19 protein-coding genes are annotated in these 25,166 nt (G+C 69.6%); 10 read left to right on the forward strand and 9 right to left on the reverse strand.

Features of this window, described 5'->3' with window-relative positions:
* Positions 1–4 precede the first annotated feature (4 nt).
* The 3 genes from KNO15_RS03545 to KNO15_RS03555 all read left to right on the forward strand — a co-directional run bounded on the left by KNO15_RS03545 (position 5) and on the right by KNO15_RS03555 (position 5,077).
* Positions 5–2,164, forward strand: coding sequence for a 3-hydroxyacyl-CoA dehydrogenase NAD-binding domain-containing protein (locus KNO15_RS03545; protein ID WP_241702062.1), 2,160 nt, complete (start codon positions 5–7; stop codon positions 2,162–2,164).
* Between the two features lie 153 nt (positions 2,165–2,317).
* Positions 2,318–3,769, forward strand: a complete 1,452-nt coding sequence (locus KNO15_RS03550; RefSeq protein ID WP_308220420.1) for a basic amino acid/polyamine antiporter — start codon at positions 2,318–2,320, stop codon at positions 3,767–3,769.
* Positions 3,770–3,832: 63 nt separating this feature from the next.
* A complete protein-coding gene (locus tag KNO15_RS03555) occupies positions 3,833–5,077 on the forward strand; it encodes an arginine deiminase (protein WP_241702063.1) in 1,245 nt (414 codons plus the stop codon).
* On the opposite strand, the gene KNO15_RS03560 is transcribed toward KNO15_RS03555, so the two are convergent.
* Positions 5,074–5,685, reverse strand: a complete 612-nt coding sequence (locus KNO15_RS03560) for a TetR/AcrR family transcriptional regulator (RefSeq protein ID WP_241702064.1) — start codon at positions 5,683–5,685, stop codon at positions 5,074–5,076. The two genes, KNO15_RS03555 and KNO15_RS03560, sit on opposite strands and share 4 nt — an antisense overlap.
* 78 nt (positions 5,686–5,763) lie before the next feature.
* Between KNO15_RS03560 and KNO15_RS03565 the strand changes: the two genes are divergently transcribed.
* The 4 genes from KNO15_RS03565 to KNO15_RS03580 are packed head-to-tail and all read left to right on the forward strand — an operon-like array spanning position 5,764 to position 11,871.
* Positions 5,764–7,101 (forward strand): extracellular solute-binding protein, encoded by a 1,338-nt coding sequence (locus tag KNO15_RS03565; protein ID WP_241702065.1) that lies wholly within the window; start codon positions 5,764–5,766, stop codon positions 7,099–7,101.
* Entirely contained in the window at positions 7,098–7,985 is an 888-nt protein-coding gene (locus KNO15_RS03570) for a carbohydrate ABC transporter permease (RefSeq protein ID WP_241702066.1), read from the forward strand. The genes KNO15_RS03565 and KNO15_RS03570 overlap by 4 nt, the downstream gene beginning before the upstream one ends.
* On the forward strand, positions 7,982–8,908 hold the full coding sequence (locus KNO15_RS03575) for a carbohydrate ABC transporter permease (protein ID WP_241702067.1): 927 nt from the start codon (positions 7,982–7,984) through the stop codon (positions 8,906–8,908). The genes KNO15_RS03570 and KNO15_RS03575 overlap by 4 nt, the downstream gene beginning before the upstream one ends.
* Positions 8,908–11,871: a glycoside hydrolase family 2 TIM barrel-domain containing protein gene (locus KNO15_RS03580; protein ID WP_241702068.1), complete on the forward strand. Its 2,964-nt coding sequence runs from the start codon at positions 8,908–8,910 to the stop codon at positions 11,869–11,871. Before KNO15_RS03575 ends, KNO15_RS03580 begins: the two co-directional genes overlap by 1 nt.
* A gap of 66 nt (positions 11,872–11,937) precedes the next feature.
* On the opposite strand, the gene KNO15_RS03585 is transcribed toward KNO15_RS03580, so the two are convergent.
* Complete coding sequence (locus KNO15_RS03585; RefSeq protein ID WP_374113149.1) at positions 11,938–12,918, reverse strand: aldo/keto reductase; 981 nt, start codon at positions 12,916–12,918, stop codon at positions 11,938–11,940.
* Positions 12,919–12,981: 63 nt separating this feature from the next.
* On the opposite strand from KNO15_RS03585, the gene KNO15_RS03590 reads away from it, so the two are divergent.
* Positions 12,982–13,512, forward strand: a complete 531-nt coding sequence (locus KNO15_RS03590) for a dihydrofolate reductase family protein (RefSeq protein WP_241702070.1) — start codon at positions 12,982–12,984, stop codon at positions 13,510–13,512.
* Between the two features lie 118 nt (positions 13,513–13,630).
* Here the strand turns inward: KNO15_RS03590 and dxs are convergent, their stop codons facing one another.
* The 6 genes from dxs to dut form a co-directional block, all read right to left on the reverse strand.
* Positions 13,631–15,583 carry a 1-deoxy-D-xylulose-5-phosphate synthase gene (dxs, locus tag KNO15_RS03595; RefSeq protein WP_241702071.1) on the reverse strand — a complete coding sequence of 651 codons (1,953 nt, stop codon included), beginning with the start codon at positions 15,581–15,583 and terminating at the stop codon, positions 13,631–13,633.
* A 79-nt stretch (positions 15,584–15,662) separates the two neighbouring features.
* Positions 15,663–18,536 (reverse strand): aconitate hydratase AcnA, encoded by a 2,874-nt coding sequence (gene acnA, locus KNO15_RS03600; RefSeq protein ID WP_241702072.1) that lies wholly within the window; start codon positions 18,534–18,536, stop codon positions 15,663–15,665.
* A 92-nt stretch (positions 18,537–18,628) separates the two neighbouring features.
* Positions 18,629–21,001, reverse strand: coding sequence for a cation-translocating P-type ATPase (locus KNO15_RS03605; protein ID WP_241702073.1), 2,373 nt, complete (start codon positions 20,999–21,001; stop codon positions 18,629–18,631).
* A 27-nt stretch (positions 21,002–21,028) separates the two neighbouring features.
* The gene (locus KNO15_RS03610) at positions 21,029–21,817 is read right to left on the reverse strand and encodes a DUF3159 domain-containing protein (RefSeq protein ID WP_241702074.1); all 789 of its coding nucleotides are present in this window, start codon (positions 21,815–21,817) and stop codon (positions 21,029–21,031) included.
* A gap of 11 nt (positions 21,818–21,828) precedes the next feature.
* Positions 21,829–22,473, reverse strand: coding sequence for a DUF3710 domain-containing protein (locus KNO15_RS03615; RefSeq protein ID WP_208039495.1), 645 nt, complete (start codon positions 22,471–22,473; stop codon positions 21,829–21,831).
* Positions 22,470–22,928, reverse strand: a complete 459-nt coding sequence (gene dut, locus KNO15_RS03620; RefSeq protein ID WP_241702075.1) for a dUTP diphosphatase — start codon at positions 22,926–22,928, stop codon at positions 22,470–22,472. Before dut ends, KNO15_RS03615 begins: the two co-directional genes overlap by 4 nt.
* A gap of 39 nt (positions 22,929–22,967) precedes the next feature.
* Here dut and KNO15_RS03625 point away from each other — a divergent pair, with 39 nt between their 5' ends.
* Positions 22,968–23,429, forward strand: a complete 462-nt coding sequence (locus tag KNO15_RS03625) for a DUF3093 domain-containing protein (protein ID WP_241702076.1) — start codon at positions 22,968–22,970, stop codon at positions 23,427–23,429.
* 28 nt (positions 23,430–23,457) lie between these two features.
* On the opposite strand, the gene KNO15_RS03630 is transcribed toward KNO15_RS03625, so the two are convergent.
* Complete coding sequence (locus KNO15_RS03630) at positions 23,458–23,751, reverse strand: DUF4193 domain-containing protein (RefSeq protein WP_025155643.1); 294 nt, start codon at positions 23,749–23,751, stop codon at positions 23,458–23,460.
* Between the two features lie 205 nt (positions 23,752–23,956).
* Between KNO15_RS03630 and sepH the strand changes: the two genes are divergently transcribed.
* Entirely contained in the window at positions 23,957–25,147 is a 1,191-nt protein-coding gene (sepH, locus tag KNO15_RS03635) for a septation protein SepH (RefSeq protein ID WP_241702077.1), read from the forward strand.
* The last annotated feature ends 19 nt before the right edge of the window (positions 25,148–25,166 follow it).

Below are 25,166 nucleotides of genomic sequence, written 5' to 3' on the forward strand. Positions count from 1 at the left end.
AGACGTGACCGACTACAGCACCATCGACTTCTCTCCGCTCGTCGAGCTCACCAGCGACGAGGTCGTCACCCACTCGTACGTGAAGGACATCCCGCTGCCCAGCGGCAAGACCCTCGCGTTGGTCACCCTCGACAACGACCGGGACCACACCCGGCCGAACACGATGGGACCGGCGACCCTGCTTGAGCTCGGGAAGACCTTCGACGCTCTGACCGAGCGCGCCGGCCGCGGCGAGATCGACGCGGTCGCCGTCACCGGCAAGCCGTTCATCCTCGCCGCCGGCGCCGACCTCAGCCGGGTGAGCGACATCCCGAGCGTGGAGGTCGCCAAGCTGCTCCCCCAGCTCGGCCACTACGTGCTCGGCAAGCAGGCGACCTTCGGCGTCCCGTCGTTCGTGTTCACGAACGGCCTCGCGCTCGGCGGCGGCGTGGAGATCGGCCTCAACGCCGACTACCGCACCATCGACCGCAACGCGGCGGCGTTCGCGCTCCCCGAGGTCTTCCTCGGGCTCATCCCAGGCTGGGGCGGCGCGACCATCCTGCCGAACCTGATCGGTATCGAGAACGCACTCAAGGTCGTCATCGAGAACCCGCTCAAGCAGAACCGGATGCTGAAGCCGCAGGAGGTGTTCGACCTCGGCATCGCCGACGCGATCTTCGACTCGGCGAACTTCCTCGAGGACTCCCTGAAGTGGGCCGACAAGGTGCTCACCGGCGCGATCGAGGTCAAGCGGCCGAACGTGCCGGGCAAGGTCGAGCGGATGGTCAAGTGGGACGTCGCGATCGGCATCGCCCGCAAGATGCTGGAGAGCCGGATCGGCACCGTCCCGAAGTCGCCGTACAAGGCGCTCGACCTGCTCAAGGCCGCCAAGTCCAACGATCGGGCCGCCGGCTTCGAGCTGGAGGACGACGCGCTCGCCGAGCTCATCTCCGGCGACCAGTTCCAGGCCAGCATCTACGCCTTCAACCTCGTGCAGAAGCGCGCGAAGCGCCCGGCGGGGGCCCCGGACAAGAAGCTCGCCAAGCGGGTCACGAAGATCGGCGTGGTCGGCGCCGGCTACATGGCCAGCCAGTTCGCGCTGCTGTTCGTGCGCCGCCTCCGCGTGCCCGTCGTCATCACCGACCTCGATCAGGCGCACGTGGACAAGGGCGTCGCGTCCATCCACGACGAGATCGGGAAGCTGCAGGAGAAGGGCCGGATCAACCCCGACGAGGCCAACCGCCTGCGCGCCCTGGTCACCGGCACGACCGACAAGGCCGACTTCGCCGACTGCGACTGGGTCATCGAGGCCGTGTTCGAGGAGCTCAGCGTCAAGCAGAACGTCTTCGCGGAGGTCGAGCAGTACGTCTCCGACGAGGCCGTGCTGGCCACCAACACCTCGTCGCTGTCGGTCGAGCAGATCGGCGCGAAGCTGAAGCACCCGGAGCGTCTGGTCGGCTTCCACTTCTTCACCCCGGTCGCCGTCATGCCGCTGATCGAGGTCGTGAAGACGCCCCACACCGACGACGCCACCCTCTCCACGGCGATGGTCACAGCGGCCGCACTCAAGAAGAACGCCGTGATCACGGCCGACACCCCCGGGTTCGTGGTGAACCGGGTGCTGGCGAAGATCCTCGGCGAGGCGATGCACGCCGTCGACGACGGCACCCCCTTCGAGACGGTCGACAGGGCGTTCGCGCCGCTCGGCCTCCCGATGGCGCCCTCCGTACTGCTCGACCTGGTTGGCCTCAAGGTCGGCGCGCACGTGCTCGACACGCATCACGCGGCCTTCCCCGACCGGTTCTACCGCAGCGAGAACCTGCACCGGCTCGCCGAGTACGGAACGCTGCTCGAGAAGGACGGCAAGGGCAAGGTCAAGGGCCTCGACAAGGGCGCGGCGAAGATCCTGGCCGGCGGCAAGAACCCGTCGACCGAGCAGGAGCTCCTGCGTCGCCTGGAGGACGGCCTGGCCGACGAGATCCACCGCATGCTCGTCGACGACCACGTCGTCGAGGCGCCGGAGGACATCGACCTGTGCATGATCCTCGGTGCGGGCTTCCCGTTCCAGATGGGCGGGATCACGCCGTACCTCGACAGGGTCGGTGCCTCCGAGCGCGCCTTCGGCGACACCTTCCACCACCCGCCCGTCCGCGGGGTCACCGCCTCCGTGGAGGCCGTCGCCTGACCTGAAAGAACGCACGAATCCGGCCGAAACCGCCGAGTACGCACAGAATCCGCGTACTCGGCGGTTTCGCTTTTCACCCGTGACGGGTCTTGACCGGCGGGAAAGGGGATCGTTAGCGTCAGGTAACGAACAGCAGTCGACGGAGGGGGTCGCGTGAGCGAGCAGAAGACGACAGCCCCACCGACGCAGTCGACACCCGCCAAGCTCTCCATGATCACGATGACCGGAATGGTCGTCGGCAGCATGGTGGGTGCGGGCGTGTTCTCCCTCCCGCGGCGCTTCGCCCAGGAGACGGGAGTCGCCGGTGCCCTGATCGCCTGGTCCATCGCGGGCGTCGGAATGCTGATGCTCGCGTTCGTGTTCCAGCTGCTCGCCAACCGCAAGCCCAAGCTCGACGCCGGTGTCTACGCGTACGCCAAGGCCGGGTTCGGCGAGTACCTCGGTTTCTTCTCGGCCTTCGGGTACTGGGCCAGCGCCTCCGTCGGCCTGGTCTTCTACTGGGTCTTCATCATGTCGACCATCGGCGCCGTCGTGCCGGCGTTCGGCGAGGGCGACACGATCATCGCCATCGGGATCTCGTCGGCGGCGCTGTGGGGGTTCTTCTTCCTCATCCGCCGCGGCATCAAGGAGGCCGCGGCGATCAACCGGATCGTCACCGTGGCCAAGCTGGTCCCGATCATCGTGTTCGTGCTCCTGGCCCTGCTCGTGTTCAAGCCCGACGTGTTCGCCGCCAACTGGGGCGGCGCCGACTACGCCGGCTCCCTGTTCGACCAGGTCCGCAACACCATGCTGGTGACGGTGTTCGTGTTCCTCGGGGTGGAGGGCGCGAGCACGTACTCGCGGCACGCGAAGCGACGGGAGGACGTCGGTCGCGCGACCATCCTCGGTTTCGTGAGCGTCTTCGCCGTCTTCGCCTCCGTGACGATCGTGTCCTACGGCGTGCTGCCGATGGGCGAGATCGCGAAGCTGCGCCAGCCGTCGATGGCCGGGGTCCTGGACGCGGCGGTCGGGCCCTGGGGCTCCTGGTTCGTCAGCATCGGCCTGATCGTCTCCGTGCTCGGGGCCTACCTCGCCTGGTCGCTGATGGCGGCCGAGGTGCTGTTCGTCGCGGCGAAGGACCACGACATGCCGCGCTTCCTCGGCCGGTCGAACAGTCAGGACGTGCCGGTCGCGGCGCTGCTGCTGACGGCGCTGTTCGTGCAGGCCGTGCTCGTGATCATCTACTTCGCGCACGACGCTCTCAACCTCGCGCTCGACCTGACGAGCGCGTTGACGCTCATCCCGTTCTTCCTCGCGGCGCTCTACGCCCTCAAACTCGTGGTCACGCGCGACACCTATGCGCAGGCTCCGGACGGGTGGGGCCGTGATCTGGTCGTGGCCGTGCTGGCCACGATCTACACGGCGTTCCTGCTCTTCGCCGCCGGGCTCACGTTCGTGCTGCTCTCGTTCATCATCTACGCGCCGGCGACCATCCTGTTCATCATGGTGCGCCGCGAACAGGGCCGCAGGTGGTTCAGCGGCCGCGAGCTCGTGATCCTGGCCGTATCGATACTGGGTGCGATCGCGGGGATCGTCGCGCTCTCGGTCGGCTGGATCCGGCTCTGATGCGCCGCTGGACGTCGACAGAGACCACAGCGACAGATTCGACTGCGACAAGAAGGGCGACAGATGACTGAGACGACGTTCGGTGTGCATTCGGAGGTGGGGCAGCTGCGACGTGTGCTCGTGGCCTCCCCCGGGCTCGCGCACCACCGGCTCACGCCCTCGAACGCCGACGAGCTGCTCTTCGACGACGTGCTGTGGGTGGAGAACGCGAAGCGCGACCACGCTGCCTTCGTCGCCGACCTGCGCTCCAACGGCGTGGAAGTGCTCGAACTGCACCAGGTGCTCGCCGAGACGGTCGCACAGCCCGAGGCGCGCGCGTGGCTGCTCGACCGCAAGGTCGTCCCGAACCGGGTCGGGCTCGGCCTGGTGGAGGGTACGCGCGCGTTCCTGGAGTCGCTGCCGGCCGACCGGCTGGCCGAGTTCCTCGTCGGCGGCCTGTCGACCGTCGACCTCCCCGAGGACTACCGCACCGACTACGTCGCCCTCGCCCGCGAGTCGACCGGCGTCCGCGAGTACCTGATGCCGCCGCTGCCGAACACGCTCTACACCCGCGACACGACCTGCTGGATCTACGGCGGTGTCACGCTCAACCCGCTCTACTGGCCCGCCCGCCACGACGAGACGCTGCTCATGAAGGCGATCTACCGGTTCCACCCCGCGTTCGCGGGCGCGACGGTCTGGTGGGGCGACCCGGAGCTCGACTGGGGCCAGGCGACTCTGGAGGGCGGCGACGTCATGCCGGTCGGCAACGGCGCCGTGCTGATCGGCATGAGCGAGCGCACGTCGCGGCAGGCCATCACGCAGACGGCGGCGGCGCTGTTCGACGCGGGCGCCGCCGAGCACGTCATCGTGGCGGGCATGCCCAAGCTGCGTTCGGCCATGCACCTCGACACGGTCTTCACGTTCGCTGACCGCGACCTGGTGACGCTCTACCCGGAGATCATGGACCGCGTCCACACCTTCACCCTGCGCCCCGGCGACGATCCCTCTGGCATCGACGTGCGCGACGAAGGCGACCGCGCGTTCGTCGACGTCGTCGCCTCCGCGCTGGGCCTCCCGCGCCTCCGGGTGATCGAGACGGCCGGCGACAACTACGAGACCGAGCGCCAGCAGTGGGACAGCGGCAACAACGCGGTGGCCCTGCGGCCCGGCGTCGTCTACGCCTACGACCGCAACACGGCGACGAACGACGCGCTCCGCCGAGCGGGCGTGGAGGTCATCCCGATCGTCGGAGCAGAGCTCGGCCGCGGACGCGGAGGCGGTCACTGCATGACGTGCCCGCTGCAGCGCGACGCGGTCGAGTTCTAGAGCGCGTCCGCCTGCGGGACGATGACCAGATCGAGGTAGGCACGGAGCGCGGCGCCGGCGTCCACCCGGTCCGGAGCGTAGAGCCACTGCAGCTGCACGCCCTCCCAGAGCGCGATGACGGTGGTCGCGGCGAGCGCCGGCTCGACCCCGGGACGCAGACGGCCCTGCGCACGCAGCGTCGAGAACTCCGCCTCGTACTCCTCGCGCAGGGCCTCGTAGCGTTCCGCGAAGTACGCGTGGCCGGGGTGCTCCTGCGTGACGGCCTCCGCCGACAGGATGCTGTAGAGCGCGATGAGCCCCGGGACGCCCTCGTTCGCCGCCGCCTGCGCCAGGACATGCTCTCGGAAGGGCAGCCCCTGCCGCCCCGAGACCGCGCCGTGACCCTGTTCGTCGCGTCGCGTGAGCACGGTGACGAGCAGCTCCTCCTTGGTCGCGAAGTGGTGCTGGAGGTTGCTGAGGCTGATGCCGGACGCGGCCGCGATCTCACGCAGAGAGCTGCCGTGGTACCCGCGGGTCGCGAACGCGCGGTAGGCCTGTTCGACGATCTGCTGACGTCGCTCGGCGGACTTCGCGTACGGCCCGCGTCGGGTCCGCATCGGATCGGACACGCTGCGCCTCCAAATTAGGTCACTTGCATTCTTTTCGACTAGCGTCGATGCTACCGCTCCCACGACGAAGTGAAGGCTATGACGCGACTCACACGACGATCCCTCCTCGGCCTCGGGGCCGCCGGCGCGGCAGCACTGCTCGCCGGGTGCTCCACTCCCGGCACCACCTCGGCGAACAGCGGACCTGTGATCCGCCCGGCCGCCGCGGGGCAGAAGATCACGCTCACCTACTGGGCGTGGCTCAAGGATCTCCAGAAGGTCGCCGACGTCTGGAACGCGACCCATCCCGACGTCCAGGTCGAAGCCGTCTGGATCCCCGGCGGCAACTCCGGCGGCTATCAGAAGCTCTATTCCGCCCTCGCCGCAGGCGGCGGCCCCGACATCGCCCAGGTCGAGCTCCGCAGCGTGCCGGAGTTCATGCTGGTCAACGGCCTGATCGACCTCCGGCGCTACGGCGCGGACGAGTTCGCCGATCGCTACGATCCGACGCTCTGGAGCCAGGTCAGCTTCGTCGACGGCATCTACGCGATCCCCCAGGACTCCGGTCCGATGGCTCTCTATTACCGCCCGGACCTCTTCGAGAAGGTCGGCGCGACCGCCCCCGCCACCTGGGACGAGTGGGCCGCCGTCGGCACCGAGCTCGCGAAGACCGGCGCGCAGATCGACGCGTTCAACTTCGCAGACCCGTCCTGGTTCGCCGCCATCGCGGGGCAGGCGGGTGCATCCTGGCTGAGGGTCGACGGCGACCGCTGGCTCATCGACATGACCGACGACGCGACGCTGAAGACCGCGCGCTTCTTCGACAGGGCCATCGACTCCGGCATCCTCCAGACCGGATACGGCGCGTTCTCGAGCGGCTGGTTCGCAGCCGCCGCCCGGGACCGGATCGCCGGCTGCGCGAGCGCGAGCTGGGGCGACGCGCTGCTGCAGGGCGTCTCGGGAGGCGAGGGCAAGTGGCGGGTTGCACCGCTTCCCCGCTGGGGCAGCAGCGGCTACGGGTCGAGCGCGCTCGGCGGCTCGACCGCCGCCGTGCTGGCGAACAGCCGGCATCCGCGCGAGGCGCTCGAGTTCGCCGTCTGGATGACGACGAGCCCGGAGGGCATCGACGCGATGATCCGCAACAGCGGGATCGGCTGGTCGCCCGCGCGCGACGACATCGGCTCGGCCCGCACGAAGCCCTCCGCCTGGTTCGGCGGTCAGAACTACAACGAGGAGGTCTTCCTCCCGGCATCGCGGGAGCAGAACCCGGACTGGTCGTGGTGGCCGATAACACAGCAGTCGCTCAACATCCTCGCCGACGGGTTCCGCAAGAAGCCCTCGGGGCTGACCCTGGTCGACGCCGTCGCGCAAAGCGAGAAGAACATCATGCGCGCGTTCCGCGACAAAGGGCTGAGCATCGAGAAGGCCCGCTCGTGAAGGGCGCACGCGCGGCCAGAGCGCCCTGGCTCCTGCTGGCTCCGTTCCTGGCGCTGTTCGCGCTGACCTTCGTCCTCCCGATCATCGTCGCCGTCGTGAGCAGCTTCACGAAGGTGAGCAGGGCCGGCCTCTTCGGCGAGAAGGGGGTGACCACCGAGTTCGCCTGGTTCGCCAACTACGCCCAGGCGATCGGCAATCCGAACTTCGTCGCGTCGATCGGCCGTGTCCTGCTGTTCGGAGTCGTGCAGGTCACGCTGATGATCGCACTCTGCACCGTGCTCGCCCTGCTGCTGGAGTCGGCCTCCGCCCGCTGGCCCGGCCTGTTCCGCGCGGTCTATTTCCTGCCGTACGGGATTCCCGGCGTGATCGCGACGATCCTCTGGTCTTTCCTCTACATCCCCGGGCTCAGCCCGTTGGTCGACCTGGGCGCGGCCTTCGGCCTGCAGCTCGACTTCCTCGGACCGGACACCGTGCTCTGGTCCATCGCGAACATCGTCACCTGGACCTACACCGGCTACAACATGATGATCATCATCGCCCAGCTGAAGTCGATCCCGACCGAGGTGTACGAGGCGGCGAAGGTCGACGGCGCGAGCCCGTGGCGGGTCGCCCGCAGCATCCAGCTGCCGCTCATCCGCCCGGCGCTGACGCTGACCGTGGTGTTCTCGATCATCGGCACGCTGCAGCTGTTCGCCGAGCCGCAGGTCCTGCAGACCTCCTCCCCCGCGATCGACAGCGAGTACACGCCCAACCTCAGCGCGTACACGACCGCGTTCGCCTACAACGACTACAACGTGGCGGCCGCGCAGGCGGTGCTCATCGCGCTCGTGGCGTTCGCCCTGTCGTTCGCCTTCCTGCGCCTGACCAACCGGAGGACCCGATGACCGCGACCCTCGAGCAGCGCGAGCCGACCCCCACCATCTCGGTCAGCGCTCGCGCCCCACGGTCGGCGCACGACCGCTCCGCCGGCCGCAGGCCGGGGATGCGCATCCTCGTCACCGGCATCCTCGTGGTCGTCGCGGTGTACTTCCTCGTGCCGGTCTACTGGGTGGTGGTCGCGGCGACCAAGACGACGCAGGACCTCTTCGCGACGAACGGGTTCTGGTTCGCCGGCGACTTCGCGCTCTGGCACAACTTGACCGAGGTGCTGACGTACGACGGCGGGATCTTCCTGCGCTGGTTCCTCAACTCGGTGATCTACGCCGGGGTCGGCGCCCTCCTGGCCACCTACTTCGCCGCCGCGGGCGGTTACGCACTGGCCAAGTACGAGTTCCGGGGACGCGGGTTCGTGTTCGGGCTCGTCCTCGGCGGGGTACTCGTTCCCGGCACCGCCACGGCCCTTCCGCTGTTCCTCCTGTTCAGCGACCTGGGGCTGGCGAACACCTACTGGGCGGTGCTCCTGCCCTCGCTGGTGTCGCCGTTCGGGCTGTTCCTCTGCCGGATCTACGCCGATGCGACGGTCGACGGCGCCCTCCTGGAGGCGGCACGGCTCGACGGCGCGGGCGAGCTCCGGATCTTCCACACGGTCGGGCTGCGCATCCTGACGCCGGCACTGGTGACCGTGTTCCTGTTCCAGCTCGTCGGGATCTGGAACAACTACTTCCTGCCATTGGTCATGCTCTCCGACGACCGCCTGTACCCCATCACCCTCGGCCTCAACACCTGGCGCAGCCAGACCGACCGGCTGCCCGAATTCTACGAGCTGACCACCGGCGGCGTCCTGCTGTCGGTCATCCCCCTCGCCATCGCCATGATCGTCCTGCAGCGGTTCTGGCGCGGCGGTCTCACCGAAGGAGCTGTGAAATAGTGCCCGTCCCCCGCCTCCTCTCCGACACCGCGCCCGCCCACGGCGCCGTGCGCACGCCGCGCTCGTGGCTGCACTCCGACGTCCCGTCGCTCTCCCTGAACGGAGAATGGAGGTTCCGGCTCTCCCCGAGCGCCGACCTCCCCGACGACGTCGCGTCGCCGAGCCTGGACGACGCCGCCTGGGACTCGCTCCCCGTTCCGGCGCACTGGGTCCTGCAGGGCGACGGCCGGTATGGGCGGCCGATCTACACCAACGTGCAGTTCCCGTTCCCGATCGAACCGCCCTTCGTCCCCGACGAGAACCCGACAGGCGACTACCGGCGGCACTTCGACCTTCCGGCGGGCTGGCCGGACGACGCACGCATCGTGCTGCGCTTCGACGGGGTGGAGTCGCTGTACCGGGTGTGGGTGAACGGCACGGAGGCGGGCGCGGCGAGCGGCAGCCGTCTCGCCCACGAGTTCGACGTCACCGATCTGGTGCGCGCCGGAGCCAACCTGCTCTCGGTCCGGGTGCACCAGTGGTCAGCCGCCAGCTACCTGGAGGACCAGGACCAGTGGTGGCTTCCCGGGATCTTCCGCGACGTCACGCTGTCGGCGCGGCCTGCCGACGGCCTGGAGGACGTCTGGCTGCGCACCGGGTTCGCCGACGGCCGCGGGACGATCGACCCGGAGGTCACGGCGACCGACGACGCCTTCCCCGTGACTCTCCGCCTCCCCGAGCTCGGCGTCGAGGTCGTCTGGGCGACGCCGGCCGAGGTCGCCCCCGTGGCGATCGGCGCCGTCGACCCGTGGACCGCGGAATCGCCGCGACTCTACGACGCGACGGTCGCCTCCCGTGGCGAGACGGTGTCGTTGCGGGTCGGCTTCCGCACTGTGGAGATCCGCGGCGACCGCTTCCTCGTCAACGGCCGCCGGGTCGTCTTCCACGGGATGAACCGGCACGAGACGCACCCCGAGCGAGGTCGCGTCTTCGACGAGGAGCACGCCAGGGCCGAGCTGATCCGGATGAAGCGGTTCAACGTCAATGCGATCCGCACCAGCCACTACCCTCCGCATCCCCGCCTGCTCGACCTGGCCGACGAGCTGGGATTCTGGGTCGTCCTCGAGTGCGACCTCGAGACCCACGGCTTCGAGAAGGCAGGCTGGCGGGACAACCCGAGCGACGATCCCCGCTGGCGCGACGCCTACCTCGACCGTATGCGCCGCACAGTGGAACGCGACAAGAACCACCCCGCGATCGTGATGTGGTCGCTGGGGAACGAGTCGGGAACCGGCGCCAACCTGGCGGCGATGTCGGCGTGGGTGCACGACCGCGACCCCGAGCGCCCGGTGCACTACGAGGGCGACTACACCGGCGAGTACACCGACGTCTATTCGCGGATGTACTCGTCGGTGCCCGAGACCGAGCAGATCGGCACCGACGGCTCACTCGCGCCCCTGCTCGGCTGCACGCCGGCGCAGGGCGCCCGGCAGCGGACCAAGCCGTTCCTGCTGTGCGAGTACGCGCACGCCATGGGCAACGGCCCCGGCGCACTCGACCAGTACGAAGCGCTCGCCGACGCCCACCCCCGTCTGCACGGCGGCTTCGTGTGGGAGTGGCGCGACCACGGCATCCTGACGCGCACCGCCGACGGCACGCCGTTCTACGCGTACGGCGGCGACTTCGGCGAGGTCGTCCACGACGGCAACTTCGTGATGGACGGCATGGTGCTGTCGAACGATCTGCCCACGCCGGGCCTCCACGAGTTCGCCGCGGTGGCGCAGCCGGTCGCGCTGACGTTCTCAGAGGGCGCCGAGCAGCTGATCGTGGCCAACCGGCGGCACAGCGCGAGCGCTGCCGACCTGACCCTGCAGTGGCGGGTCGAGCACGACGGGCGGGAGACCGCCTCTGGCGTCCTGGAGGCCCCGACGGTCGCCGCCGGCGATGCCGAGCGTGTGGCGCTGCCGGCCGTCCCCCGCTCGGACGACGGTGAGACCTGGCTCACGGTGGAGGCGGTGCTCTCGGAGGATGCTCCCTGGGCGCCCGCGGGGCACGTGGTCGCCCGTGCGCAGCTCGACCGCACTCCGTCGCGAGCCGCCCGGCGCGGGTCGCCGGCAGCAGCGGAGTGGCGGGACTCGGCCGGCACCGTCGACCTCGGACTCGCCTCCTTCGACCGCGGCGGGCTCGTCCGCCTGGCCGGTCGCCGGGCCTCCGGACCGCGCTTGGAGCTGTTCCGCGCGCCGACCGACAACGACGAGGGTGCGGCCTCCAGCGACCCGACGTACAGCGACGCGAGCATCGCCGGAGTCTCCAGCGCCCAGCTCTGGCGCGAGCAGGGTCTCGACCGGCTCACGCATCGTCTGGTGTCGGTGCAGGAGGCGCCAGGCGCTCTGCGCACGGTCACGCGCGTCTCGGCGGCGAACTCGGTCGACTCCGTCACGGTCGAGACGATCTGGGCGGCGATCGACGGCGAGCTGGAGCTGCGCGTCGAGATCGAGCCCACGGCCGGCTGGCCGAGCGTCTGGCCCCGGATCGGCGTACGCTTCGACCTCCCCGACGACGGGAGCCCGATCGACACCGCCGAGTGGTTCGGCACCGGCCCGCTGGAGTCGTACCCGGACAGCACGCGCGCCGCGTACGTCGGCCGCTTCCGCGCCTCGATCGACCAGTTGAACGTCGAGTACGCCCGCCCGCAGGAGACCGGCCACCGCACGGCCGTGCGCGAGGTCGACCTGGGCACCTTCGCGTTCACCACGCTCGCGGACAGCCGCGGGCGGCTCCCCGGCTTCTCGCTCTCACGGCACACGCCGCAGCAGGTCGCGGCCGCCCGCCACCCGCACGAGCTGCCGACCTCCGACACCACCCACCTGTTCGTCGACGCGGCGCAGCACGGCCTCGGCTCCCGCGCCTGCGGGCCGGATGTGTGGCCGGAGTTCGCGCTGCGGCCGGAGGCGCGGACGCTGCAGGTGCGGTTCCGGGCCTGACGACGCGGGGACGCGCCTCGCCGATTCGACCGAATCGTCGCGGCGAGACGCGTCCCTCAGCTCCCCCTACTTGTTCAAGGGGCTCATGTCCGCATATCGATCCCCCACCGGCGCTGCGACCCGGTCGAGGCGGGCGAGCTGCTCCGGCGTGAGGTCGAGGTCGGCCGCCGCCACGTTCTGCTCGAGGTTCTCCACGCGTCGCGTGCCGGGGATGGGCGCCAGGTCGTCGCCCTTCGAGAGCAGCCAGGCCAGTGCGACCTGTCCGGGCGCGGCTCCGGCCTCGCGGGCCACAGCGTCGACCTCCTCCACGATCCGGATGTTGGCCTCCAGGTTGTCGCCCTCGAAGCGCGGGTTGAAGCGGCGGAAGTCGTCCTCGGCGAGCTGGTCGAGGGAGCGGATCGACCCCGTGAGGAACCCGCGGCCGAGCGGCGAGTACGGCACGAAGCCGATCCCGAGCTCGCGCACGGTGGGCAGCACCTCCGACTCGGGATCCCGTGTCCACAGCGAGTACTCGGTCTGCACCGCGGTGACCGGGTGCACCGCGTTCGCGCGCACGATCGTCTCCGGGGCGGCCTCCGACAGGCCGTAGTGGCGGATCTTGCCCTCCTCGATCAGTTCCGCCAGCGCGCCGACGGTCTCCTCGATCGGTGTGCCGGGGTCCATCCGGTGCTGGTAGTACAGGTCGATGTGGTCGGTCTGCAGCCGCCGCAGCGAACCCTCGACCGACAGGCGCACGTTCTCGGGCGAGCCGTCGAGACCGCGCTCGTCCTTCGAGCGGTGCAGGATGGTGCCGAACTTGGTCGCGATGACCACCTTGTCGCGGCGCCCGCCCGCGAAGGCGCGGGCCAGCAGCTCCTCATTCGTGTACGGGCCGTAGATCTCGGCGGTGTCGAAGAGGGTGACCCCGAGGTCCATCGCGCGGTGGATGGTGCGGATCGAGCCCGCGTCGTCGGTGCCGGCCCCGGTGTAGAACGCGCTCATCCCCATGCAGCCGAGGCCGAGCCGCGAGACCTCGAGCTTCTCCGTACCCAGTGTGATCGTCATCAATGCCATACCGTCACGATAGACCCGACGGCCGTGGGTGTCCGACCCTCCTGATACGGTCGCCGCATGCCTCTCACCAAGTACTACGTCGCGTCCTCCATCGACGGCTTCATCGCCGACGTCCACGATCGCATCGAATGGCTCGAGCAGTTCGGTTTCGAAGAGTTCGACGAGCACTACCAGGCGTTCCTGTCCGGCATCGGCGCACTGGTCATGGGCGCGACGACCTACGAGTTCGTGCTCGCGCAGGGTGCCTGGCCGTATGCCGAGATCCCCACCTGGGTGGTCACGCACCGCGCGCTGCCCACGATCGAGGGCGCCTCGATCACCTTCTTCGCCGGCGATGTCGGCCAGCTCGACGCCGAGGTTCGCGAGGCCGCGGACGACCGCGACGTCTGGCTGGTCGGCGGCGGAGCGCTGGCCGCGCAGTTCGCAGACCGCGGCCTCATCGACGAGCTGCACGTGACCTACGTGCCCGTGCTCGTCGGGTCGGGCAAGCCGCTGCTCCCGGTCGCCGAGGCGAGCCGTCCGCTGGTGCTGTCGAGCAGCAAGACGTTCCCGTCCGGAAGCGTCGAGCACGTCTACCGCTTCGCCTGAGCCGCGCGCGCCAGCCCGCGCCGCGCGGGCCCGCGCCGAGGGGCACGTTGTTGTCACTTCGCGACGCGAAAAGTGACAACGACGTGCCCCTCGGCTGCGGGCATAGTGCGCAGGTGCGTCAGGCGCGGCGCTTCTTGGCGTCGACGCCCTCCGGCGCCGGCTCCTCCGCGGGCAGCGGCCGGGCGATCGGGATGCGGCTGCCGAGCACCTGGGCGACCAGGTCGCGGGCGATCTTCTGCGGGGTCAGGCCTGCGTCGTCGAGGATCTGGTCGCGCGTCGCGTGGTCGATGAAGGCGTCCGGCAGGCCCAGCTCGTCGACGGCGGTGTCGATCCCGGCCTCACGCAGGTCTTGGCGCACCCGCGTGCCGATGCCGCCGACCCGCACGCCGTCCTCGATGGTGACGACGATCCGGTGCTCGGCGGCCAGGCTCAGGATGCTGCGCGGCACGGGCACGACCCACCGCGGGTCCACGACCGTCGCACCGATGCCCTGCGCGGCGAGCCGGTCCGCGACCTTGAGCCCCAGGTCGGCCATCGGGCCGACGGTCACCAGCAGCACGTCTCGTGCGTCCGACTCGCGCAGCACGTCCACGCCGTCGTCGAGGCGACGCACGGCGGGGATGTCCGCCTGCACGTTCCCCTTCGGGAACCGGAGCACGGTCGGCGCATCGTCGACCGCAACGGCCTCCCCCAGCTCCTCGCGGAAGCGGGTGCCGTCGCGCGGCGCGGCCAGCCGGATGTTCGGCACCACCTGCAGGATCGCCAGGTCCCAGATGCCGTGATGGCTGGGACCGTCGGGGCCGGTCACGCCGGCCCGGTCGAGCACGAACGTCACGCCCGCCCTGTGCAGGGCGACGTCCATCAGCACCTGGTCGAACGCACGGTTGATGAACGTGGCGTAGATCGCGACCACCGGGTGGAGGCCGCCGTAGGCGAGGCCGGCCGCGCTCGTCGCCGCGTGCTGCTCGGCGATCCCCACGTCGTGCACGCGGTCGGGGAACCGCTCGGCGAACTTGTGGAGGCCGGTCGGCCGCAGCATCGCCGCGGTGATGCCGACGATCTTCGGGTTCTTCTCGGCGAGCTTCACGATCTCGTCGGCGAAGACGCCGGTCCAGCTCGGCTTGGTGGAGCTCTCGATCGGCTCCCCCGTCTCCGGGTCGATCTGGCCGACCGCGTGGAACTGGTCCGCCGCGTCGCGCAGGGCGGGCTCGTAGCCGCGGCCCTTCTGGGTGATCGCGTGCACGATGACGGGGGCGCCGTAGTTCTTCGCCTGGCGGAGCGCCTCCTCCATCGCGTGGATGTCGTGCCCGTGCACCGGCCCGATGTACTTGATGTCGAGGTTGGAGTAGAGCGCCTCGTTGTTCGAGAACCGGCTCAGGAAGCCGTGCAGACCGCCGCGGATGCCGCGGTAGAACGACTGACCGGGAGATCCGAGCTTGTCGAACGCCTTGCGGCTGCTGAGGTAGAGATTGCGGTAGCCGCGACGCGTGCGCACGGTGTTGAGGAACCGCGCCATGCCACCGATGGTCGGCGCGTAGGAGCGCCCGTTGTCGTTGACGACGATGATCAGCCGGCGGTTGTTGTCGTCGGAGATGTTGTTGAGCGCCTCCCACGTCATCCCGCCGGTGAGCGCGCCGTCACCGACGACGGCGACGACGTGCCGGTCGTCCTGGCCGGTCATGCCGAACGCGCGGGAGATGCCGTCCGCCCAGCTCAGTGACGACGACGCGTGCGAACTCTCCACGATGTCGTGCTCCGACTCGGAGCGCTGCGGGTAGCCGGCGAGGCCGCCGCGCTGCCGGAGGCGGGAGAAGTCCTGGCGGCCGGTGAGCAGCTTGTGCACGTACGACTGGTGGCCGGTGTCGAACACGATCGCGTCGCGCGGCGAGTCGAAGACCCGGTGGATCGCGATCGTCGTCTCGACGACGCCGAGGTTCGGACCGAGGTGGCCGCCCGTCTTCGCGACGTTGGCGACCAGGAAGGTCCGCACTTCTGCGGCGAGCTGATCGAGCTCCTTGTCCGTGAGCCGGTCGAGATCACGCGGCCCGTGGATGGTTTCGAGGATGCTCATGGATTTCAGTGTAGAACCGTGTGAATCGGAGGAGGCTCGGAACCGTGCGATCCCGAGCCTCCCCTTGACAACGGTCTGGTTACACCAGGCTCCGCAGCACGTACTGCAGGATGCCGCCGTTGCGGTAGTAGTCGGCCTCACCGGGGGTGTCGATGCGCACGACCGCGTCGAACTCGACGACCTGCTTGCCCGCGGGCGAGTGCTCGGTGGGCTCGGCGACGACGTGCACGGTCTTGGGCGTGCGGCCCTCGTTGAGCTCCTCGAGACCCGTGATCGAGAACGACTCGGTGCCGTCCAGGCCCAGCGACTCGATGTTCTCGCCTGCCGGGAACTGCAGCGGGACGACGCCCATGCCGATCAGGTTCGACCGGTGGATGCGCTCGAAGCTCTCGGTGATGACAGCGCGGACGCCGAGCAGGCTCGTGCCCTTCGCCGCCCAGTCGCGCGACGAGCCGGAGCCGTACTCCTTGCCGCCCAGGACGACGAGCGGGGTGCCCTGTGCCTGGTAGTTCTGCGACGCATCGTAGATGAACGCCTGCGGGCCGTCGGCCTGGGTGAAGTCACGCGTGTAACCACCCTCGACGCCGTCGAGCAGCTGGTTGCGCAGTCGGATGTTCGCGAACGTTCCCCGGATCATCACCTCGTGGTTGCCCCGGCGCGAGCCGTACGAGTTGAAGTCCTTGCGGTCGATGCCGTGCTCGGTGAGGTACTGGCCGGCCGGGCTGTCCGCCTTGATGGAGCCGGCGGGCGAGATGTGGTCGGTGGTCACCGAGTCGCCGAGCTTGGCCAGCACGCGCGCGCCGGCGATGTCGGCGACCGGGGTGGTCTCCAGCGTCATGCCCTCGAAGTACGGAGGCTTGCGCACGTAGGTCGACTTCGCGTCCCACTCGAACACCGAGCCGGTGGGGGTGGCGAGCGACTTCCAGCGCTCGTCGCCCTCGAACACCGAGGAGTACTGGTGGATGAACATGCCCTCGTTGATGGAGGAGTCGATCGTCTGCTGCACCTCGGCGGCGTCGGGCCAGATGTCCTTCAGGAAGACGTCGTTGCCGTCGGTGTCGGTGCCCAGCGGGTCCACCTCGAAGTCGAAGTTCATCGAGCCGGCGAGCGCGTACGCGATGACCAGCGGCGGGCTCGCCAGGTAGTTCATCTTGACGTCGGGGTTGATGCGGCCTTCGAAGTTGCGGTTGCCCGAGAGCACGGCGGTGACGGCGAGGTCGCTGTCGTTGACCGCCTGCGAGATCTCGTCGAGCAGCGGGCCGGAGTTGCCGATGCACGTGGTGCAGCCGTAGCCGACCGTGTAGAAGCCGAGGGCCTCCAGGTCTTTCGTGAGTCCGGCCTTCTCGTAGTAGTCCGTGACGACCTTCGAGCCGGGGGCGAGTGTGGTCTTGACCCACGGCTTGGCCTTGAGCCCCTTCTTCGCGGCGTTGCGGGCCAGCAGGCCCGCCGCCAGCATGACCGACGGGTTCGACGTGTTCGTGCACGACGTGATCGCCGCGATCGCGACGGCGCCGTGGTCGAGCACGAAGTCGGTGCCGTTCTCCAGCTTCACCGGGGTGGGGTTGGAGGCCGTCTTCGGCGCGTGGCTGTGGTGCGTGTGCACGTGGTGGCTGTGGCCGTCCTCCGGCTGCAGCTCGCCCGGGTCGGAGGCCGGGAACGACTCGGAGATGGTCAGGTCGACCAGGTCGTGCGAGATGTCCGCGTAGTCGGTGAGGTCCTTCTCGAACTGGCTCTTCGCGGCGCTCAGCTCGATGCGGTCCTGCGGTCGCTTCGGGCCGGCGATCGACGGGACGACCGTCGAGAGATCGAGCTCGAGGTACTCGGAGAAGACCGGCTCGTTCGCCGGGTCGTGCCACAGGCTCTGCGCCTTGGAGTACGCCTCGACGAGGGCGACCTGCTCCTCGCTGCGGCCGGTGAGGCGCAGGTAGTCGAGAGTCACGTCGTCGACGGGGAACATGGCGGCGGTGGAGCCGAACTCCGGGCTCATGTTGCCGATGGTGGCGCGGTTGGCCAGCGGGACCTCCGCGACGCCGGCGCCGTAGAACTCGACGAACTTGCCCACGACGCCGTGCTTGCGCAGCATCTGGGTGATGGTGAGCACGACGTCCGTCGCGGTCACGCCGGTGGGGATGGCGCCGGTCAGCTTGAAGCCGACGACCTTGGGGATGAGCATGGAGACCGGCTGGCCCAGCATGGCCGCCTCCGCCTCGATGCCGCCGACGCCCCAGCCGAGCACGCCGAGGCCGTTGACCATGGTGGTGTGCGAGTCGGTGCCGACGCAGGTGTCGGGGTAGGCCTGGAGCTCGCCGCCGATCTCGCGCGTCATGGTGACGCGGGCGAGGTACTCGATGTTGACCTGGTGGACGATGCCGGTGCCCGGCGGGACGACCTTGAAGTCGTCGAACGCGGTCTGGCCCCAGCGGAGGAACTGGTAGCGCTCGCCGTTGCGCTCGTACTCGATGTCGGTGTTGCGCTCGAGCGCGTCCGGCTGGCCGAACAGGTCGGCGATGACGGAGTGGTCGATGACCATCTCGGCGGGGGCGAGCGGGTTGATCTTGTTCGGGTCGCCGCCGAGCGACGACACGGCCTCGCGCATGGTGGCGAGGTCGACGATGCAGGGCACGCCGGTGAAGTCCTGCATGATGACGCGGGCCGGCGTGAACTGGATCTCGGTGTCCGGCTCCGCCTGCGGGTCCCAGCCGCCGAGCGCACGGATGTGGTCGGCGGTGATGTTGGCACCGTCCTCGGTGCGCAGGAGGTTCTCCAGCAGCACCTTGAGGCTGAACGGGAGCTTCCGGTAGCCGTCGACCGTGTCGATCTTGAAGATCGTGTAGTCCTTCGACCCCACCGTCAGGGTGCTCTTCGCACCGAAACTGCCGAACTCTGAATCAGTCGTAGCTGACACTGTGCCTTCTCCTTCGTCGGCAGGCGATTCACCGCGAGCCGTGTCCATCTTGGTCGTGCGTCGAAGCGTGTTTCCAGCAAGGTAAGCCTAAGTGGTCAGCTCAGGAAAGTATCTTGACGTCAAGATAAAATCTATCACGTTCACTCCCGGTCGAACACCAGGCCACGCCGCCTGGCAAACCGGTAGAAGAGCTCGATTCCGACCGACCCGACGGCACCGACGGCGATCCCCCAGGCCAGCGCGGTGTCGAGGGAGAGGTGCATCTCGAAGAACGTCGCCGTGGCCGGGATCAGGCAGACCAGCACGAAGGCCGCGGCGACCCCGCCGAGCAGGAACCACCGCCACGTGGTGAGCGGGCGCGTGAGCACGCAGAGGATCCAGAGCGAGACGCAGAACAGGGCGACCGTGGTCACGCTGCGCGCCTCGTGCAGCGGGATGGCGCGGTGCAGCGGCGCGTACGCGACCACCGCCGTCAGCCCGGCGATCACGCCTGTCGGGATCGAGTACCGCAGGATGCGCGGGAGCACCCCCGGCGTGTAGATGCGCTTATTCGGCGCGAGGGCGAGGAAGAACGACGGGATGCCGATGGCGAGCGTCGAGACCAGCGTCAGCTGCCGCGGCAGGAACGGGAACGGCCATAGCACGACCGCGCTGACCAGCGCGAGCAGGATGCCGTAGACCGTCTTGGCCAGGAAGATATTGGACACGCGCTCGACGTTGGCGATGACCCGACGGCCCGAGGCCAGCACATCCGGGAGCCGGTCGAAACGGTTGTCGAGCAGCACCAGCCGCGACACCGCCTTGGTCGCCGCCGTCGCGGTCCCCATCGCGATCCCGAGATTGGCGTCCTTGATCGCCATCGCGTCGTTGACCCCGTCGCCGGTCATCGCGACCGTCCGGCCCTCACGCTGCAGCAGGCCGACCGCGGTGCGCTTCTGCTCGGGGCTGACGCGGCCGAAGATGCTCGCGCGGCCCAGGGCGTCGGCGAGCTCCTCGTCGGTGCCGAGCGTGGAGGCGTCGATCGCCTCGCCCTCCATGTTCAGGGCGCGGGCGATGGCCTCCACGGTGACCGGATTGTCCCCCGACATGACGACGACGCGCACGGCCTGCTCGCTGAAGTAGCCGAGCGTCTCCGGGGCCTCCGATCGCAGGGTCTCCCCCAGGACCACGAGCAGCGCCGGCGCGACCCGCACGCCGGTGAGCGGCACGTGGGTGCCGCGCGGAAGCGGGTCGAGCGTGCGGGCGAGGGCCAGCGTGCGCCGGCCGGTCGCAGCGATGGCGTTCGCCCGCCGCAGCGCCTCGGCGTGGTCGGCGAGCACGCGCTCCGGAGCGCCGAGCACCCAGGAGGTCTCCTCGCCGTCGACCCGCATCACGAGCCCGCTGTACTTGGTCGCCGAGCTGAACGGGACGCGCCGCTCGATGCGGAACCGGTCGCTGCGGAACCGGGTCGACAGGATCCCGGACGTGGCGTTGCCGGTGTCGTCGGCGCCGAACGCCGCGAGCGCCGTCTCGGCGAGCTCGACCGGCACGTCCCCGATCGACTCGGTCCCCTCGAGCTCCAGCTCGCCCGTCGTGAGGGTGCCGGTCTTGTCCAGGCAGAGCACGTCGACACGGGCGAGCACCTCCACCGCCGCCAGCTCCTGCACGAGCACCTTGCGCGCGGCCAGCTGGATCGCGGCGACCCCGAACGCCAGGCTGGTGAGCAGCACCAGGCCCTCCGGGATCATGCCGACGACCGCCGCGACAGCGTCGAGGAGGGCGCGCCGCCAGCGGCTGTCGGTGAAGAGCTCGCCGAAACCGCCGTACGCGAGCACGCGGCCGATCAGGGTCACCAGGATGACCGGGCCGAGGATCCAGGACAGGTAGACGAGGATGCGGTTGGTGGCGTCGCGCAGCTCGGAGTGCACGAGCGAGTGCCGGCGGATCTCGCTGGTGAGCTTGCTGGCGTAGGAGTCGGCGCCGACGGCCGTGACGACGGCGTAGCCGGTGCCCGTAGCGACGTGCGACCCCGACAGCAACTGCTCGCCCTCGTCTTTGAAGACCGGGTCGGACTCGCCCGTGAGCAGCGACTCGTCGAGCGAGAGTCCCGTGCTCTCGGCCACGACCGCGTCGGCCGGGATCTGGTCGCCCGGTCGCAGCACGAGCAGGTCGTCGAGGACGACCTCCTGCAGCGGGATGGCGACGACCTCGCCGCCGCGCCGCACGCGGCTCTCCGGGGCGGCGAGCAGTGCGGCCTTGTCGAGCACCCGCTTCGCGCGGATCTCCTGGACGATGCCGATCAGCGCGTTGACGACGACGACGCCGTAGAAGAAGCCGTCACGCAGATCGCCGAGCAGCAGCACAGCGATGAAGCAGCCGGTGAGGATGCCGTTGAAGAGGGTGAAGATGTTCTCGCGGAGGATGTCGCCGAGCGAGCGCGAGCCCGGCTGGCGCTGGAGGTTGACCCGGCCGTCGGCCTGCCGTTCCGCGACCTGCGCGGCGCTCAGCCCCTCCCTGGTACGCGCGTCGAGCATCCCTCCCCCTTCTGGACGCGTGGCCGGCTAACCGGCGTTCTTCTCCGGCGAGCGCGGCGCCTGCTGCGGCTTCTGCGGGAACTGCCCCTTGACGATGAACCAGGTCACCAGCAGCAGCGGTGCGTAGAGCGGCACGCCCATCAGCAGCTTGGTGAGCGCGAGCGCGCTGGTGGCCGCGTCGGTGTGCGCCAGATAGAGCGGGACCTGGACGAGGAGCCGAGCGGCGAACAGCAGGAACCACAGGAACGTGAGCGCCTGCATGACACGGAACTTCGACCTGACGGACCGCCAGGCGAGCCCGTCGCCCATCAGGTAGCCGGCCGCGAGACCGATCAGCGGCCAGCGCACCAGGATCGAGATCAGCAGGGCGGCCGCGTACGCGGCGTTGGTCCAGATCCCCAGGATGAAGTTGTCCTCGCCGCGGCCGGTGATGAGCGCGAAGATCGCCGAGAGCCCGACGCCGATCAGACCGGCGAGCGCCTGCGTGATCGGCGTCTTGCCGATGATCCGCACAACGGTGAACACCACCGCGACCGCCGCCGAGACGCCGATGGAGAGCGGCACGTTCTGCGTGAACGTGAAGAGGATGAGGAAGACGAGCCCCGGGAGGATGGTCTCGAGCAGGCCGCGCACGCCGCCGAGCGCGGAGAGGAGCGCCGTACCGGTCGGCGCGCCGCCGTCGACCAGCTGGCCCATGCCCGAGTTGCGGGCGGCACGGGCGAGGGACTCGCCGACCGTGGACGCGACCTGATCGTCGCGCTCCTCCGCGCCGGTCTCGTCCGCGCCCTGCTCCGGGTCGCGCTGCTGCTCGGTCACGTCGCCGCCGCTCACAGGGACGAGTAGCCGCTGTCGCCGGTGCTCGGCGCCGACGGCATCCGCAGCGGGATGAGGTCGCGCGGGGGCATCGGCACGTTGCCGCGCACCACGACGATGCTGCGGAAGAGATCCTCCACGAGCGCGGCGGCCTCCGGCTTGACGGCCGCGTCGCCGGCGATCACGCCGCGCAGGAACCAGCGAGGGCCGTCGACGCCCACGAACCGCGCGACCCGGGTCTCACCGGGCGCGCCCTGCGGAGGGGCGACGGGGATCTCGGCGACGAGCTCGGGACCGAAGACGCCGTCGCGCTCGCTGACCCGGCCGCCCTGGCGCTGCACCTGCTCCGCGATCTGTTCGCGGATCTCGTGCCACAGCCCGGTGGAGCGCGGTGCGGCGAACGGCTGCACCTGAAGGGTGGAGTTGGCGTAGTCGAGCCCGACCGCGACGACGCGCTGAGACTCCTCTTCGACCTCCAGCCGCAGGTGGAGGCCCTCGCGGGGCAGGATCTTGACGCCGCCGAGGTCGACATAGGGACGGACGGGGTTCGCCTCGCTCTCGTCGAGGGGACCTTCCGTCTCACGATCCTCCGGTGCGGACTTGTCCGCGTCCTGAGGAGCCGTGAGGTCCTCGCCCGGGGTGTCGCTGCTGTCGGTCAAGCGTGTTCTCCTGCCTGGGTGACGGTGTAGCCGGACGAGCCGAAGCCCGCGCTGCCGCGGTGGCTGTCCGGAAGGGTGTCGACGGGGACGAACCGGGCCTGCACGACCGGCATGACGATCAGCTGGGCGATCCTGTCGCCGACGGCGATATCGTACGACATCGACCTGTCCGTATTCAGAACGGTCACCTTGATCTCGCCCCGGTAGCCGGCGTCCACCGTGCCAGGCGCGTTGACGATGGTGATGCCGTGCCGCATGGCGAGACCGCTGCGCGGCACGACGAAGCCGAGGTAGCCCTCGGGAAGGGCGATCGAGACGCCCGTGGCGACCGTGTAGCGCTCGCCGGGGGCCAGAGTGACGGCCTCCGCCGCGCACAGGTCGGCGCCGGCGTCACCGGGGTGGGCGTACGCCGGGAGATGCTGGGCGATGATCGGGACGTCCACGGTTTCGGTCACGTGTCGAGGGTAGTGCACGAAGGATGATCGAATAGGCCTATGGACCTCTACCGCGAACGGCTCTGGGCGACCCCCTGGCTCTTCATCTCCACCATCCTCGTCGTGCCGGCCGTGCTTCTCGTTTTCGCCCCGATCAACTTCGCCGTCGGCGTGGTGCTGGCGATCGTCTTCTACGCCGCCATCGTGGTCGCACTGCTGGTCTCCGCTCCGGTCGTCCGGATCACGTCCGCCGAGCTGGTCGCGGGGCACGCGAGGATCCCCCTGGAGTTCATCGGCGAGCCGGTCGCCTTCCGGGGCGAGGAGGCGACGCTGGAGCGCGGCCAGCGGCTCGACGCCCGCGCCTGGCTGCTCATCCGCGGTTGGATCAAGCCGGTCGTCAAGGTTCCGGTGCTCGACGTCGACGACCCCGCGCCCTACTGGCTGATCTCGACAAGAAACCCGGACCAGTTGGTCCGGGTTCTCGATGAGGCCCGACGTTCCTCCAGCCCCCTCGGGGACTAGTCGGCGTCGTAGCGGTGCGGTGCGTCGCTCAGGCGGCGCACTCCACGCAGATCGGTCCGAGCTTGCTCTCGTGGTCGATCTGCGAGCGGTGCTTCACCAGGAAGCAGCTCACGCAGGTGAACTCGTCAGCCTGAGGAGGCAGCACCACGACGTCGAGGTCGAGGTCCGACAGGTCGGCACCGGGGAGCTCGTAGCCGCCCGGGTTGTCGGCGTCTTCGACGTCGACGACACCAGACATCTTGTCCGGAACTCGCTCCTTGAGGGCCTCGATCGACTCGGAGTCGTCCTCGGTCTTCCGCGGTGCGTCGTAATCCGTTGCCATGCCCATCCACTTCTCGTCGTAACGGCCGATTCTCGCAATCGGCGGCCATAGTTTGCATCAATCCCCTGCGAATAGCAAAACCACGCAGGAGGCTCTCAGCGATTGCTCGGTCTTCAACTTCCGGCACGCCCGGGGTATTCCCCGGAAAGCCCCCGTTCTCGTGGCATTCTGGGCCGGAACGAACGCGAGCTCGGAAGGCATCACCATGCAGGATTTGAAGGTCATCGGGGTCGAGAACGGCGCGATCGTCGCCGTCGGCGACGACGGTGAGCGATTCCGCATCGCCGTCGACGACACGCTGCAGTCGAAGATCCGGCAGGTGCGGCAGCAGGCGTCCGCGGAAGCCCCCAGACTCTCGCCGCGCGAGATCCAGGCGCACATCCGCTCGGGCATGTCCGCCGACGACGTCGCCGCCGTCACCGGCGCGCCCCTGGACTATGTCCAGCGCTTCGAGGGCCCGATCGTCGCCGAACGCGAACACGTCGTGGCCAGCGCGCTCAGCGTGCCCGTCCGCACCTCCGCCGAGGTCGACCCGATGGGCGACCCCGACACCTTCGGTTCGGTCATCCGCGACCGGCTGGCCTCCCTCGGCGTCACCGGCGAGCGCTGGGCGAGCTGGAAGGACGAGGAGACCGGCTGGATCGTCAAGCTGGAGTTCACGGCCGACGAGATCGACCACGACGCCCGCTGGAGCTACGACCTGCGCAAGCACGCGCTCGCGCCCCTGAACTCCGAGGCGACCACGCTCTCGCAGGCCGGCGAGCTGCGGGGCGGGGCGCTCATCCCCCGCCTGCGCGCCGTGCTGCCGCACGAGGGCGAGCCGGACACCTCCCGCTTCGACAGCGGCGCCTTCACCTTCCCCGCTCCCGGCGCCGACCTCCTCGGTCCCGAGGTGACGCAGCCGATCGAGCCGCTGGAGCCGCACGTGCCCGGCCGCGCCAGCAACTCGATCGCCATTTCGGCGATCAAGCGCGCCGACGACGAGACGCCGCGCGATCTGCACCAGACCGCCGACCTGCTGGAGGCCCTGCGCCGTCGCCGCGGCGAGCGCGAGGCCGCGAACTACGACGACCGCACTCCTCAGCGCACGGAGCTTCCCGACCGCCGCGAGACCGGCAGACCGGACGCCGCGCAGACGGAACCCGAGCAGCCGACGCTCCTCGACCCGCTGCCCTTCCGGCTCGTCGAGGAGAGCATCACCATCATCGAGGAGTTCGCACCGCCGCCCGCGCAGTCCGCTCCGTCCGTGACCACTCCGTCGACGCCGCCCGCGCCATCCGCGCCGGCTCAGCAGGCGCAGGCGCCCGCCTCGGGCGGACGCCGCAAGGGGCGGGCCGCGATGCCGAGCTGGGACGAGATCGTCTTCGGCGCGCGCACGGACGACGACCTGGCCTGAGCCGCCCGGGGCGACAGCC

The sequence above is a fragment of the Leifsonia shinshuensis genome (assembly GCF_022606355.1).
Classification (GTDB): Bacteria; Actinomycetota; Actinomycetes; order Actinomycetales; family Microbacteriaceae; genus Leifsonia; species Leifsonia shinshuensis_B.

Coding starts and splice junctions, on each gene's coding strand:
- KNO15_RS03605 (WP_241702073.1), bottom strand. CDS start 21,001: ATGCTCGACGCGCGTACCAGGGAGGGGCTGAGCGCCGCGCAGGTCGCG.
- KNO15_RS03625 (WP_241702076.1), top strand. CDS start 22,968: ATGGACCTCTACCGCGAACGGCTCTGGGCGACCCCCTGGCTCTTCATC.
- acnA (WP_241702072.1), bottom strand. CDS start 18,536: ATGGACACGGCTCGCGGTGAATCGCCTGCCGACGAAGGAGAAGGCACA.
- sepH (WP_241702077.1), top strand. CDS start 23,957: ATGCAGGATTTGAAGGTCATCGGGGTCGAGAACGGCGCGATCGTCGCC.
- KNO15_RS03555 (WP_241702063.1), top strand. CDS start 3,833: ATGACTGAGACGACGTTCGGTGTGCATTCGGAGGTGGGGCAGCTGCGA.
- KNO15_RS03565 (WP_241702065.1), top strand. CDS start 5,764: ATGACGCGACTCACACGACGATCCCTCCTCGGCCTCGGGGCCGCCGGC.
- KNO15_RS03630 (WP_025155643.1), bottom strand. CDS start 23,751: ATGGCAACGGATTACGACGCACCGCGGAAGACCGAGGACGACTCCGAG.
- KNO15_RS03575 (WP_241702067.1), top strand. CDS start 7,982: ATGACCGCGACCCTCGAGCAGCGCGAGCCGACCCCCACCATCTCGGTC.
- KNO15_RS03590 (WP_241702070.1), top strand. CDS start 12,982: ATGCCTCTCACCAAGTACTACGTCGCGTCCTCCATCGACGGCTTCATC.
- dxs (WP_241702071.1), bottom strand. CDS start 15,583: ATGAGCATCCTCGAAACCATCCACGGGCCGCGTGATCTCGACCGGCTC.